Raw genomic sequence first — 13,743 nt, 5'->3', positions numbered from 1 at the left:
CCCGGGCCGTCTCGCGACGGCGGCTACGCGCTCACGCCTTCGGTTGTTCCGGCTGACGCAAGCGGATATGCAGCTCGCGCAGCTGGCGCTCGTCGACGGGGCTCGGTGCTTGCGTGAGCAGACACTGCGCGCGCTGCGTCTTCGGGAACGCGATCACGTCGCGGATCGAATCGGCGCCCGCCATCATCGTGACGATCCGGTCGAGGCCGAACGCGATCCCGCCGTGCGGCGGCGCGCCGTATTGCAGCGCGTCGAGCAGAAAGCCGAACTTGGCCTGCGCTTCTTCCGGACCAATCTTCAGCGCGCGGAACACCTTGCTCTGTACTTCCTCGCGGTGGATACGCACCGAGCCGCCGCCGATTTCCCAGCCGTTGAGCACCATGTCGTAAGCCTTCGCGAGACAACGGCCCGGATCGGTCTCGAGATATTCGAGATGCTCGTCCTTCGGGCTCGTGAACGGATGGTGCGCGGCCACGTAGCGCGCTTCCTCGTCGTCGTATTCGAACATCGGAAAATCGATCACCCACAGCGGCTTCCAGCCCGCCTCGACGAGGCCATTCGCCTTGCCGAACTCCGAATGACCGATCTTCAGGCGCAGCGCGCCGAGGCTGTCGTTGACGACCTTCGCGCGATCGGCCGCGAAGAAGATGATGTCGCCGTCCGCGGCGCCCGTGCGCTCGAGAATCGCCGCAATCGCCGCATCGTGCAGGTTCTTCACGATCGGGCTTTGCAAGCCGTCGCGGCCCTTCGCGCGCTCGTTGACCTTGATCCACGCGAGCCCCTTCGCGCCATAGATGCGCACGAACTCCGTGTAGCCGTCGATGTCGCCGCGCGACAGCTCGCCGCCCTTCGGCACGCGCAGCGCCGCGACGCGGCCGTCCTTCGCGTTGGCCGGCGTGCTGAACACCTTGAAGTCGACGTCCTTCATCGCATCGGTCAGCTCGGTGAATTCGAGCTTCACGCGCAGGTCCGGCTTATCCGAGCCGAAACGCGCCATCGCTTCCGAGTAAGGCATCACCGGGAATTTCGCGTCGAGTTCGACGTCGATCGTCGTCTTGAAGATATGACGGATCATGTTCTCGAACAGGTCGCGGATTTCCTGCTCGCCGAGAAACGACGTTTCGCAGTCGATCTGCGTGAATTCCGGCTGACGGTCGGCGCGCAGATCCTCGTCACGGAAGCACTTCGTGATCTGGTAGTAGCGGTCGAAGTTCGCGACCATCAGCAATTGCTTGAAGAGCTGCGGCGACTGCGGCAGCGCGAAGAACTGGCCCGCGTTCACACGCGACGGCACCAGGTAGTCGCGCGCGCCTTCCGGCGTGCTCTTCGTCAACATCGGCGTTTCGATGTCGATGAAGCCCTGCTCGTCGAGATACTTGCGCGCCTCGATCGCGACGCGATAGCGCAGCCGCAGGTTATGCTGCATCTGCGGACGGCGCAGGTCGAGCACACGATGGGTAAGGCGCGTGGTCTCCGACAGGTTGTCGTCATCGAGCTGGAACGGCGGCGTGACCGACGCGTTCAGCACGGTAAGCTCGTGGCACAGCACCTCGATCTTGCCGCTCTTCAGGCCTGCGTTGATCGTGCCTTCCGGCCGACCGCGCACGAGGCCCTTGACCTGGATGCAGAACTCGTTGCGCACGCCTTCGGCGGTCGCGAACATCTCCGCGCGATCCGGATCGCACACCACCTGCACGAGACCTTCGCGATCGCGCAAGTCGATGAAGATCACGCCGCCGTGGTCGCGGCGGCGGTGGACCCAGCCGCACAGCGACACCGTCTGGCCCATCAGGTGTTCGGTCACGAGACCGCAGTATTCAGTTCGCATCGACATGATGTTTGCTTTCTTTCGTAGTGGTCAACGGGAAGAGCCGCACTCTCTCCCGGGTATTACATCGGCGGCTCGACGGGACGGCGCGCGGGCGCGGGCGCGGCGACAGGCGTGGCAGGCGCGACGACGCCCATCGAGACGATGTACTTGAGCGCAGCGTCGACCGACATGTCGAGCTCGACGGCCTCGCTTTTCGGCACCATCAGGAAGAAGCCGGACGTCGGGTTCGGCGTCGTCGGCACGTACACGCTCACGTACTCTTCCTTCAGATGATTGACCACGTCGCCGCCCGGCGTGCCGGTCAGGAACGCGATCGTATAAGAACCGCGGCGCGGATACTCGATCAGCAGCGCCTTGCGGAACGCATTGCCGCTGGAGGACAGCAGTGTGTCGGACACCTGCTTGACGCTCGTATAGATCGGCCCGACGACCGGAATGTGGCGCACCACCGCATTCCACCAGGTGACGAGCTTCTGGCCGACGAAATTCTGCGTCGCGAGCCCGACGATGAAGATGAACGCGAGCGTCAATACGGCGCCGATCCCCGGCAGCCGGAAGCCGAGCAGCCGCTCCGGCTGCCACGATTGCGGCAGCAGCAACAGTGTCTGATCCATCGTGCCAATGATGAGTCCGAGCACCCACAGCGTGATCGCGAGCGGCACGAGAACGAGAAGTCCGGTCAGGAACACCGATTTGAGGGTCGTCTTTTTCATCGTCTGACGTCGAAAGATCGCGCCGGGGTGTCAAGCGCGGAACGCGCCGCCGACACGGGCGGCGCGACGATCAACTGCTGCTCGCTGGCGCGGCGGCCGGCGCCGGCGTGCTGGCCGCGCTCGCACTGCCCGCTGGACTGTCGGCCGACGCCGGCTTCTCGCTGCCCGCGCTCGCGTTGCCGCCGGATTGTCCGGCGGCCGTCTCGCCAGCCGCCGGAGCCGCGCCCTGCGCCTGATTCGCCTGGTTCGAACCGCCCGAGCCGCCACGAAAATCGGTCACGTACCAGCCAGAGCCCTTCAATTGGAACCCCGCCGCCGTGACCTGCTTACGAAACGTATCCTTCCCGCACTCCGGGCACTGCGACAACGGCGCGTCGCTCATCTTCTGAAGCACATCCTTCGCGTAACCGCAGGCTTCGCAACGATAGGCGTAGATCGGCATGGCATCTTCCCGCAGAAAAACAATAACCGGTATGAAAAGCTTGCAAAGCTTTGGATTATAGCCGAACGCGCAATGCCGCCGCCGCCATGCGCGGCGGGGCGAACCGCGGCTATGTCCGGCGCCAGGTAAGCCAGCGCTCGCGGCCGCCGAAAACCGGCAGCGACTCGTCAACCGGCGCATCGTCGATCAGTTCGAACGACGGCGCGAGAAGCGCGTCGATTTGCGCGCGCTCGATGCCGAACGGCGGCCCGCCCAGCGTCGCGCCCAGCAGGAAGAAACCGGCCAACAGGCCGCCCGCCGGCAGCAGCGCCGCAACCCGGCGCGCGTAATCCGGCCAGAGCGCCTTGGGTATCGCGCAAAGAAACGCGCGCTCGTAGATCCACTGCGGCGCGAGCGGCGGCTCGTATGTGAAGAAATCCGCCAGCTCGACCACGCCCGCATGCTCGCCGAGCTGCCGGCGCGCGGTGTCGACCGCTTGCGCGGAGAAATCGATCGCGCGCACGGGCCACCCCGCCTGCGCAAGCCAATGCGCTTCATACGCGCTGCCGCAGCCGGGAATCAACACCGGGCACGGCGCGAGCTTCGACGCGAATGCGGCGAACGCATCCGGCACCTTCGCGAGATCCCACGGCGTCACGCTGCGCTCGTAGCGCTCGTCCCAGAATGCGGCGTCGGCGGGATTGCGCGTCGTCAAATTCGCCGCTGCCGCACTCGTCTCCGCCAATTCGAGCGCGCGCCGCCCATCCGCATGGTCCGTCTTCGTCTTCTCACTCATCGCTTGGCCGGCCTTACCCGGGTTTGCCTACGTCAACGGCGCTCGCATGCGAAACGAAACACTTGTGGCGCTCGCCGTGCGCGAGCGCTACCCACGCGCTGACACGCCCCGGCGCCAGCGCCCACGCGCGCGCCGTCAGGCCGCTGATGCAAGTACGATCAGCACCCGCGCGATCACCGCGCCCGCGCCGACTGCGAGCCCGAACACGAGCAGCGCCTGCAGCAGCCGGTTGGTTCGCTTCTGTTCGACGAGAATCTGCCGGATCAGCTCGTCGCTCGCCGCGCGCGGCGCATCGTGCTGTGCGGCGAGCGCGTTGTGAACGAGGCGCGGCAACTGCGGCAGCGTCTTGCTCCATTGCGGCGCCTCGACCTTGAAACGCTCGTACCAGCCCCGCAGCCCGATCTGCTCGGTCATCCACCGCTCGAGATACGGCTTGGCCGTCTTCCACAGATCGAGATCCGGATCGAGCGAGCGGCCGAGCCCCTCGACGTTCAGCATCGTCTTCTGCAACAGCACCAGTTGCGGCTGGATCTCGACGTTGAAGCGGCGCGACGTCGAAAAAAGCCGCATCAGCACCTGGCCGAGCGAAATGTCCTTCAGCGCGCGGTCGAAGTATGGCTCGCATACCGCGCGAATCGCGCTCTCCAACTCCTCGACACGCGTATCGGCCGGCACCCAGCCCGATTCGAGGTGCAGCGTCGCGACACGGTGGTAGTCGCGCTTGAAAAACGCCAGGAAATTCTGCGCGAGATAGTTCTTGTCGAAATCGGACAGCGCGCCGACGATCCCGAAATCCAGCGCGACATAGCGGCCAAAGTGCTTCGGATCGAGGCTCACCCGGATGTTGCCCGGATGCATGTCCGCATGGAAGAACCCGTCACGGAACACCTGCGTGAAGAAGATCTCGACGCCCTCGCGCGCGAGCTTCTTGATGTCGACGCCGGCGTTGCGCAGCGTGTCGATCTGGCCGATCGGCACGCCCTCCATGCGCTCCATCACGATCACGTTCGATGTCGAATAGTCCCAGAACATCTCCGGCACGAGCAGCAGGTCCAGCCCCGCGAAGTTGCGGCGCAACTGGCTGCCGTTGGCCGCTTCGCGCATCAGGTCGAGTTCGTCATGCAGATACTTGTCGAACTCGGCCACCACCTCGCGCGGCTTCAACCGCCGGCCGTCGGCCCACAGCCGCTCGGCCCAGGTCGCGATGTCGCGCAACAGCGCGAGATCGGAATCGATGACGGGCAGCATGTTCGGCCGCAATACCTTGATCGCGACCGCCCTGCCCGCATGCACACCCTGTTTGAGCTTCGCGAAATGCACCTGCGCGATCGACGCGCTCGCAACCGGCTCGCGCTCGAATTCGTCGAACAGTTCGTCGATGCGCGCGCCGAGCGCCTTCTCGATGAGCGCGATCGCCACCGCCGAATCGAACGGCGGCACCTGATCCTGCAGCTTCGTCAGCTCGTTCGCGAAATCGACGGGCAGCAGATCGCGCCGCGTCGACAGCACCTGGCCGAATTTCACGAAAATCGGCCCGAGGCTTTCGAGTGCGCGGCGCAGCCGCACCGCCGGTGGATCGGAAAAACGCCGGCCGATCGTCATGATGCGCAGCAGCAGCTTCACGCGCCGGCTCTGGATGCCGGACAGCATCACTTCGTCGAGGCCAAAGCGCGCGACGGTATAGAGAATCTTGATGAAACGGAAAATGCGCATGCCTTGCGGCCCTCATTGCGCGCGTCGCGGGCTGCCGCCCGCGCGCGCGTCGATTTTTTGCTCCAGCCGTTCGATCCGCTTGTCGACGCGCGCGAGCGCATCGCGGGCACGCGCGAGCTCGGCGTCGAAATCGGCAAGCGCGCGCTTGCGCACCACCTGCGGGTTTTCGTCGAGCCAATATTCGGCGATCGAATCGAGCACGTTACGGCCGGCACGGCGCGCATGGCCGCCCGCCGAGCGCACGGATGCCGCGATCCGGTGCGCGGCGGCATCGCCGACGAATCTCGCCAGATCCTCCTCCGGCTCCCAGCGCAAATGCTCGGCGAGCTTCGCGATCTGCGTCGCGAATTCGGCGTCCCCGTCGATCTTCACATGCTTCATCATCGCCGCCTGGCCGCCCGTCAGGAGCGCGCCGAGCGCGTCCCACGAGCCGCCGCCCGCGTGGCCGGCAAGCGCGATCGACACATCGACATGGCGCGCATCATGCTCGTCGACCGCGGTGAGATAGCCGTCCGGCTGCACGAGCAGCACGAAGGTAACAGGCGGGACATCAAGCCGGGCGGTCTTGCCGGCATAGGGAATCAGGCGTTCGCGCGCCCAGGTCTCGCGGGCGAGCAAATGATTGACGGCGGCTGCAAAAGGCTTGGCGGCTAAAGTCATCTGGTTGGCAAAGAAAAGCCCGCGCAGGCAAGGCGCCTGCGCGGGCTTCTATTGTAACGTCGGTTCGGGCGCGGCCTCGCATGGCGCGACGCGCCGGCTGACGTCGATCAGTGCTCGGTTACCTGCTGAATACCCGCCAGCAGCCAGCCGGCGCTGCCCGATTTGGACAGGTTCCACACTTCGTTGAACGGTTCGGCCGGCGCGCCCGCCGCTTCGCGGATCAGACCATGGAAGCGCACGCTCGCGACATGCTCGCTGCCACGATCCTCGACCGACAGCAACTCGGCATCGAGCCGCACGACATCGGTCTGGTTCGCGGCGGCACCGCGCCCGTCGAGGTCGATCTTCACTTCGGCAAACATCTCGGGCGTCGTGAATTCGCGGATGTCGGCCAGATTGCCCTCATCCCACGCGGCCTGCAGGCGCACAAAGTAAACCTTCGCGTTGCGCAGGAACGTTTCGGTGTCGAAACCGGCCGGCACCGACGGTACGGCAGCAGCAGCGGCAGCCCCGCCGCCGAACACGCGCTGCGCTTCGCCCGCGTAGGCGCTGCCTGCACTGGTCGATGCGCCCGCCGACGCACTGCCGAACGCGCCATTCGACGCGCCCGAACGCGTATCGGCCGCGTCATGGCCGCCACGGCTCAGCGACGAAGGCTGCCCGCCCGCATACGCCGGCTGCTGGGCGGCGCGCCGGCTCGCCAGCTTGCGGAACAACCAAATGCCGACCATCGCGAGCAGCGCGATCACAATGACGTTTGCCATCATGCTCGCGAACGCGCCGCCCAGGCCGAAATGCGATAGCAGCGCAGCAATGCCGAGGCCGGCCGCCAAACCGGCGATCGGCCCAAGCCAGCGCGACCGATTGGGCTGAGCCGCCGGCGCGGGCTGCGCACGCGGCGGCTGAGCCGGCGCTGCCTGCTGCATCGGCTGCTGCGCGGGCGGCGTCGCCTGCCGCTGCTGCAGCGACTGCGACTGCCGGCCGACACTGCGGCCGCCGCCCATGCGCTTGGCTTCAGCATCGAGCGACGCGAACGTGCCGGCTGCGAGAAGGCCGACCATCACGAACGTGCCGATGCGTCGCGCCCACGACTTCGGCTGCCTGCTTCGGTTGAACGACGGACGGGTTTCGGACATGCTGGCCTCCTGCTTGCTGTAAGGAAAATGTATGGACAGAACCCCTTAGTACTTGGTTCCGATATGTAAAGCTACCACGCCACCTGACAAATTGTAATATTTGACGGCATCGAGTCCCGCTTGTTCCATCATTGCCTTCAGCGTGTCCTGATCCGGATGCATCCGGATCGATTCGGCAAGATACCGGTAACTGTCGGCATCTTTTGCGATCTTGTCGCCAAGCCACGGTAATACTTTGAAAGAATAGACATCGTAAGCTTTTTTCAGCGGCGCCCAGACTTTCGAGAATTCGAGCACGAATACCCGGCCGCCCGGCTTCGTGACGCGGCGCATCTCGGCCAGCGCCACCTCCTTGTGCGTCATGTTGCGCAGACCGAACGCAACGGTGACGATGTCGAAATAATTATCCGGAAACGGCAGCTTTTCCGCATCGCACAACAGCGACGGCGTGACGACGCCCTTGTCGAGCAGCCGGTCCCGGCCGACGCGCAGCATCGATTCGTTGATGTCGGTATGCCAAACCTCGCCCGCGGGACCCGCGGCCTTCGCGAACGCCTTGGTCAGGTCGCCCGTGCCGGCCGCGATGTCGAGCACCTTGAAGCCCGGCCGCACATTCGCCTGCGCGACCGTGAACGCCTTCCACGCACGGTGCAGGCCCGCCGACATCAGGTCGTTCATCACGTCGTAATTGCTCGCGACCGAGTGGAACACCCCCGCGACCTTCTGTGCCTTCTCGTTCTCGTCGACCGTTTCGAAGCCGAAGTGGGTTTTGCTCATCGCGTTGATCCTCTATTCATCGCAAACGGCGCAGCAACGGCGGCGCCGTCGTCGTTCAATGGCGGTGGCCGTGCGGCACGGTGTCCGCCGGCATCGGCGCGTCGCGCTCGACGCCCGCCGCCTTCAGTTTGTCGAAATATTCGCGCCAGAGCGCGTCTTGCCGGGTCGCCAGTTCGTACAGCCACGCCCACGAATAAATGCCGGTCGAATGGCCGTCGGAGAACGTCGGCTTCAATGCGTAGTTGCCGACCGGCTCGAGCGCCGTGATCGTCACGCCGCGCTTGCCGGTTTGCAGCGTTTCCTGACCGGGGCCATGGCCGCGCACCTCGGCGGACGGCGAATAAACGCGCATCAGCTCGAACGGCACCCGGTAGATATCGCCGCCCGGATATTGAAGCTCGAGCACGCGCGATACTGCATGCACGATAACGCCCGACGGCACGGGCGCCGCCGCGGCCGTATCAGCGCTCATTCGCGCCTCCGTCGGCAAACAGCGCGATCTCTTCTTGCACCGCGCTGTGCAAAAGCGTTGCCTGCGCGGCGCGCAGGCGCAGCATTGCATCGGACACCGAGCGCTGACGCGGCGCCCAGATCGGCTGCGGGAAATGCGCGTCGTTCGAAAAGCGCGGAATCACATGCCAGTGCAGATGCGGCACCTGATTGCCGAGACTCGCGAGATTCACCTTGGCTGGCTGCATCACGCGCCGCACCGCGCGCTCGACCGCATACACGACGCGCATCAAATGCATGCGCTCGGCATCGGACAAATCTGAAAACTCGGCAACGTGCGCCTGCCAGATCACCCGGCAAAAGCCCGGATAGTCAGCCTCGTTCGTCGCCAGGACGACGCGCACCGCGCCGTCCTTCCAAAGCAGCTCGCCGCCGTCTTCGCGGCAGAATATGCAATCCATCGTCAAATCCTCAACGGGTGGCCCGTCCGTCACCTTACACTAGGACGCGCTCGATCCCGCCGCTGTTCGCACGCGCGACGTAATCGGCCATCCAGTTTTCGCCGAGCATGTGGCGCGCGATCTCGACAACGATGTAATCGGCTTCGATATCCGCGTCCTCGCTGTAACGCGACAGGCCCTGCAAGCACGCCGGGCAGCTCGTCAGGATCTTGACGTCCTGGTCGCCCGCCGGCGTCTGGCCGCTCGCGCCGCCGCTCGACACCACCGGAATGTTACGCAATTTCGCCGCGCCCTTTCGGATCTCCTCTTCCTTGCGGAAGCGCACCTGCGTCGATACGTCCGGGCGCGTGACCGCGAGCGTGCCCGATTCGCCGCAGCAGCGGTCGTTCTTCGCGATCTTGTAGCCGTCCTTCTCGGCGCCCATCAGATCGTTGACGAGCTTGACCGGGTCGACCGTCTTGATCGGCGTGTGGCAAGGGTCGTGGTACATGTAGCGCGTGCCCTTCACGCCGTCGAGCTTGAGCCCCTTTTCGAGCAGGAACTCGTGGATGTCGATGATCCGGCAGCCGGGGAAGATCTTGTCGAATTCGTAGCCGGCGAGCTGGTCGTAGCAGGTGCCGCACGACACCACCACCGTCTTGATGTCGAGGTAGTTCAGCGTGTTCGCGACGCGGTGGAACAGCACGCGGTTGTCGGTGACGATCTTCTCGGCGCGGTCGTACTGGCCCGAGCCGCGCTGCGGATAACCGCAGCACAGGTAGCCGGGCGGCAGCACCGTCTGCACGCCGGCTTCCCACAGCATCGCCTGCGTCGCGAGCCCGACCTGCGAGAACAGCCGCTCGGAGCCGCAGCCGGGGAAGTAGAACACCGCCTCCGAATCGACGGTCGTCGTCTTCGGATTGCGGATGATCGGCACGATCTTGTTGTCCTCGATGTCAAGCAGCGCGCGCGCCGTCTTCTTCGGCAGGTTGCCCGGCATCTTCTTGTTGACGAAGTGGATCACCTGCTCGACCACGGGCGGCTTGCCGGTCGTCGCGGGCGGGTGCGTGGTCTGCTTCTGCACGACTTTCTTCAGCATGTCGTTCGCGAGGCGCTGCGCCTTGTAGCCGACGCCCATCATCACCGCGCGCGCCGCGTTGATCGTCTGCGGATTGGTCGCGTTCAGGAAGAACATCCCGGCCGCGCTGCCCGCGTTGAACTTCTTCTTGCCCATCTTGCGCAACAGGTTGCGCATGTTCATCGTCACGTCACCGAAATCGATCTTCACCGGGCACGGCGTCGCGCATTTGTGGCAGACGGTGCAGTGGTCGGCGACGTCGTTGAACTCGTCCCAGTGCTTGATCGACACGCCGCGGCGCGTCTGTTCCTCGTACAGGAACGCCTCGACGAGCAGCGACGTGGCGAGAATCTTGTTGCGCGGGCTGTACAGCAGGTTCGCGCGCGGCACGTGCGTCGCGCACACCGGCTTGCATTTGCCGCAGCGCAGGCAGTTCTTCACCGAATCGGCAATCGCGCCGATGTCGGACTGCTGCATGATCAGCGATTCGTAGCCCATCAGCCCGAAGCTTGGCGTGTACGCGTTGCGCAGGTCCGCGCCGTCGAGCAGCTTGCCCTTGTTGAAGCGCCCTTGCGGATCGACACGCTGCTTGTACGCGCGGAATTCGCCGATTTCGGCATCGGTCAGGAACTCGAGCTTCGTGATGCCGATGCCGTGCTCGCCGGAGATCACGCCGTCGAGCGAGCGCGCGAGCGCCATGATCCGCGCGACCGCCGCGTGCGCGTCCTGCAGCATCTCGTAGTTGTCGGAATTCACCGGCAGGTTGGTGTGGACGTTGCCGTCGCCCGCGTGCATATGCAGTGCGACGAACACGCGGCCGCGCAGCACCTGCTTGTGGATCGCCTGCGCCTCGTCGAGGATTGGCTTGAATGCGCCGCCGTTGAAGATCTGGCGCAGTTCCGCGCGAATCTCCTGCTTCCACGACACGCGCAACGTGCGGTCCTGCGCGACGTCGAAGACGCGCGCGCCGGCTTGCGCGTCGACGCGATCGGCGAGCTTCTCCGCGAGCGCCGCATAGCCGAGCGCGACGAGATCGTGCTGCGCAGCGGCAAGCGGTTTGTCGAGCCAATCGCGCAAGTACGTCCAGCGCGCGCGCACGCGGCCGAGCAGGTCGAGCGCCTGCTGCACGCGATCTTCCAGCAGCTCGGCGCTCGGAATCTCGTTCGCGTCGTCGCTCTTACCGAGCGGCAGGTTGCCCGCGCTGAAGAATGCCTCGAGCGCGTCGACGAGCTGCAGCTTGTTCTTGATCGACAGTTCGATGTTGATCCGCTCGATGCCGTCCGTGTACTCGCCCATCCGGTCGAGCGGGATCACGACGTCCTCGTTGATCTTGAACGCGTTGGTATGCTTCGCGATCGCAGCGGTGCGGCTGCGGTCGAGCCAGAAGCGCTTTCTCGCCTCGGCGCTCACCGCGACGAAGCCCTCGCCGCTCTTGCCGTTGGCCATCCGGATCACGTCGGACGTCGCGGTCGCGACCGCGTCCGCGTCGTCGCCGACGATGTCGCCGATCAGCACCATCTTCGGGAACGCTTGGCGCTTGCTCTTCGTCGCATAGCCGACCGCGCGCAGATAGCGCTCGTCGAGATGCTCGAGGCCCGCGAGAATCGCGCCGCCCCGCTTGGACGTCTCGAACAAATAATCCTTGATTTCGACGATGCTCGGAATCGCCTCGCGCGCCTGACCGAAGAATTCGAGGCAGACGGTGCGCGTATGCGCGGGCATCTTGTGCAGCACCCAGCGCGCCGACGTGATGAGGCCGTCGCAGCCTTCTTTCTGCACGCCCGGCAGGCCGGCGAGGAATTTATCGGTGACGTCCTTGCCGAGCCCGGCCTTGCGAAAGCGCCGGCCTTCGATGTCGAGCGTCTCGGCGCGAAGCAGCTTTTCGCCCGGCGCACGCGCGCCGTCGAACCACTTGAGTTCGAAGCGCGCGATCGCGACGTCGTGAATCTTGCCGAGGTTGTGGTCGATACGCGTGACTTCGAGCCAGTTGCCGTCCGGATCGACCATTCGCCACCACGCGAGATTGTCGAGCGCGGTGCCCCACAGCACCGCCTTCTTGCCGCCCGCGTTCATCGCGATGTTGCCGCCGATGCATGACGCATCGAGCGAGGTCGGATCGACCGCGAACACGTAGCCGGCCGCCTCGGCCGCTTCGGTCACGCGGCGCGTGACGACGCCCGCGCCGGAAAAGATCGTCGGCACCTTATGCGCGACGCCCGGCAGCTCGGTCAGCTCGGCGGCGCCCAGTTGCTCGAGCTTCTCGGTGTTGATGACAGCGGAGAACGGCGTGAGCGGCACCGCGCCGCCCGTGTAGCCGGTGCCGCCGCCGCGCGGAATCACGGTCACGCCAAGCTCGAAGCACGCCTTCACCAGGCAGGCGATTTCGGCCTCGGTATCGGGCGTCAGGATCACGAACGGGTATTCGACGCGCCAATCGGTTGCGTCGGTCACGTGCGACACGCGGGCGAGGCCGTCGAAGCGGATGTTGTCCTTTTGCGTGCAACGGCCGAGCACCTTCGTCGCGCGGCGGCGCAACTCGGCCATCCGGTCGAATTCCTGCGCGAAATCGTCGACCGCGCGATGCGCGGCCGCGGCGAGCATGCCGACGCGCGCGGCGCGCTCGCGGCCCGCCTCGTCGCCGTGCTCGGATAAATCAGCGTGGCGGCGCTTCTCGATCTCGGTCAACCGATGGTTCAACGCCTCGATCAACAGCGCGCGGCGTTTCGGGTTGTCGAGCAGGTCGTCCTGCAAATACGGATTGCGGCGCACGACCCAGATGTCGCCCAGCACTTCGTACAGCATGCGCGCCGAACGGCCGGTACGGCGCTCGGCGCGCAACTCGTCGAGTGCCGCCCAGGCCTCTTCGCCCAGCAGGCGAATCACGATCTCGCGATCGGAAAACGACGTGTAGTTGTACGGGATTTCGCGCAAGCGCGGAGCGGGGTCGGCGACGACGGCAGCTGCCGCGCCGTGCGGATCGAAAACTTGCGGTGCATTCATTGTTCGGACGATTCAAAAGCCGCTCGCGCGCTTCAATCGAGCGCGAAACCGGCAGGCGCGTGGTGCGCGATTTTGGGGAAATCTTCTATTACCAGGCGCGCGGCAGTGTTGCATGGGGCCCGAGTCCGCTGCGCTGCACCGGGTCAGGCGCGAAAGCGTCATTCCGGCTGGCAAAGCGCTGCAGCATCAACTCTGGGCGACAACCTAGCTTGGGACCGCAGTCAGCGCCAAAAGCGCGAACTCCGGATCGACACGGCCTGGCGGCGCTTGAAATCAGCGTCACGATCGCGCGCGGCGCGCATGCCGCTCCGCCGCAGGGCAAGCTGCGCGCGGCGATGGCTTCAAAATGGCGATCCGAGGCTGCCTTTGCATCTTCCGATCCTTGATTTAAGACGGAATTCTAACCCAGGTTAGACCAATGCGTTAATCGTCAAGCGCGCATCGAATGACCGTCCGGACGGTCGACGAACCAAGCTGCCAATTGCGCTGAATGGCGCTGCCCGGCACGTGGCCGGCCATGCGGCTGAGATCGGAGCGGAGCGAGTTGGCGCTATTATTATTCTTTCATCGCCTCATTGCCTTTTGCGCCGCATCGGCGCTTTTTGCCCCTTCTTACATGGCCTCGCACGATTACCTGAAGAAAATCCTGACCGCACGCGTGTACGACGTTGCCCGCGAAACGGAGCTTGAACGCGCGCGCAATCTGTCGGCCCGGCTGGGCAACGACG

General features: G+C 65.1%; 13 protein-coding genes. 2 read left to right on the top strand and 11 right to left on the bottom strand.

The window, feature by feature from the left end; all coding sequences use genetic code 11:
• Window positions 1-31: 31 nt before the first annotated feature.
• The 11 genes from aspS to WS68_RS07940 form a co-directional block, all read right to left on the bottom strand.
• Entirely contained in the window at window positions 32-1,834 is a 1,803-nt protein-coding gene (aspS, locus tag WS68_RS07990) for an aspartate--tRNA ligase (protein ID WP_059570283.1), read from the bottom strand.
• 56 nt (window positions 1,835-1,890) lie between these two features.
• Window positions 1,891-2,544 (bottom strand): DUF502 domain-containing protein, encoded by a 654-nt coding sequence (locus tag WS68_RS07985; protein WP_059570282.1) that lies wholly within the window; start codon window positions 2,542-2,544, stop codon window positions 1,891-1,893.
• A gap of 70 nt (window positions 2,545-2,614) precedes the next feature.
• A complete protein-coding gene (locus tag WS68_RS07980) occupies window positions 2,615-2,986 on the bottom strand; it encodes an FmdB family zinc ribbon protein (RefSeq protein WP_059570281.1) in 372 nt (123 codons plus the stop codon).
• Between the two features lie 109 nt (window positions 2,987-3,095).
• Window positions 3,096-3,761, bottom strand: a complete 666-nt coding sequence (locus WS68_RS07975; protein WP_059570280.1) for a thiopurine S-methyltransferase — start codon at window positions 3,759-3,761, stop codon at window positions 3,096-3,098.
• Between the two features lie 135 nt (window positions 3,762-3,896).
• Window positions 3,897-5,474 (bottom strand): ubiquinone biosynthesis regulatory protein kinase UbiB, encoded by a 1,578-nt coding sequence (gene ubiB / locus WS68_RS07970; protein ID WP_059570279.1) that lies wholly within the window; start codon window positions 5,472-5,474, stop codon window positions 3,897-3,899.
• A 12-nt stretch (window positions 5,475-5,486) separates the two neighbouring features.
• Window positions 5,487-6,134, bottom strand: a complete 648-nt coding sequence (locus tag WS68_RS07965) for a ubiquinone biosynthesis accessory factor UbiJ (RefSeq protein WP_059570278.1) — start codon at window positions 6,132-6,134, stop codon at window positions 5,487-5,489.
• A gap of 107 nt (window positions 6,135-6,241) precedes the next feature.
• A complete protein-coding gene (locus WS68_RS07960; RefSeq protein ID WP_059570277.1) occupies window positions 6,242-7,270 on the bottom strand; it encodes a Tim44 domain-containing protein in 1,029 nt (342 codons plus the stop codon).
• Between the two features lie 45 nt (window positions 7,271-7,315).
• Window positions 7,316-8,047, bottom strand: a complete 732-nt coding sequence (gene ubiE / locus WS68_RS07955; RefSeq protein ID WP_059570276.1) for a bifunctional demethylmenaquinone methyltransferase/2-methoxy-6-polyprenyl-1,4-benzoquinol methylase UbiE — start codon at window positions 8,045-8,047, stop codon at window positions 7,316-7,318.
• A 55-nt stretch (window positions 8,048-8,102) separates the two neighbouring features.
• Window positions 8,103-8,519 (bottom strand): gamma-butyrobetaine hydroxylase-like domain-containing protein, encoded by a 417-nt coding sequence (locus tag WS68_RS07950; protein WP_059570275.1) that lies wholly within the window; start codon window positions 8,517-8,519, stop codon window positions 8,103-8,105.
• Window positions 8,509-8,958, bottom strand: coding sequence for an HIT family protein (locus WS68_RS07945; protein WP_059570274.1), 450 nt, complete (start codon window positions 8,956-8,958; stop codon window positions 8,509-8,511). Before WS68_RS07945 ends, WS68_RS07950 begins: the two co-directional genes overlap by 11 nt.
• Before the next feature lie 34 nt (window positions 8,959-8,992).
• On the bottom strand, window positions 8,993-13,015 hold the full coding sequence (locus WS68_RS07940) for a DUF3683 domain-containing protein (protein WP_059570273.1): 4,023 nt from the start codon (window positions 13,013-13,015) through the stop codon (window positions 8,993-8,995).
• Here WS68_RS07940 and WS68_RS28255 point away from each other — a divergent pair.
• Together WS68_RS28255 and WS68_RS27350 are read left to right on the top strand one after the other, a co-directional pair.
• Window positions 13,006-13,401: a hypothetical protein gene (locus WS68_RS28255; protein ID WP_197419554.1), complete on the top strand. Its 396-nt coding sequence runs from the start codon at window positions 13,006-13,008 to the stop codon at window positions 13,399-13,401. The genes WS68_RS07940 and WS68_RS28255 overlap by 10 nt on opposite strands.
• A 104-nt stretch (window positions 13,402-13,505) precedes the next feature.
• Window positions 13,506-13,743: hypothetical protein (locus WS68_RS27350; protein ID WP_156429395.1), on the top strand; the 238-nt coding region annotated here is incomplete at its 3' end.

This window comes from Burkholderia sp. TSV86, assembly GCF_001522865.1.
Taxonomy (GTDB): Bacteria; Pseudomonadota; Gammaproteobacteria; order Burkholderiales; family Burkholderiaceae; genus Burkholderia.
Note: the sequence above shows the minus strand (reverse complement) of the source record. Positions and strands in the feature narration are given on the sequence as shown.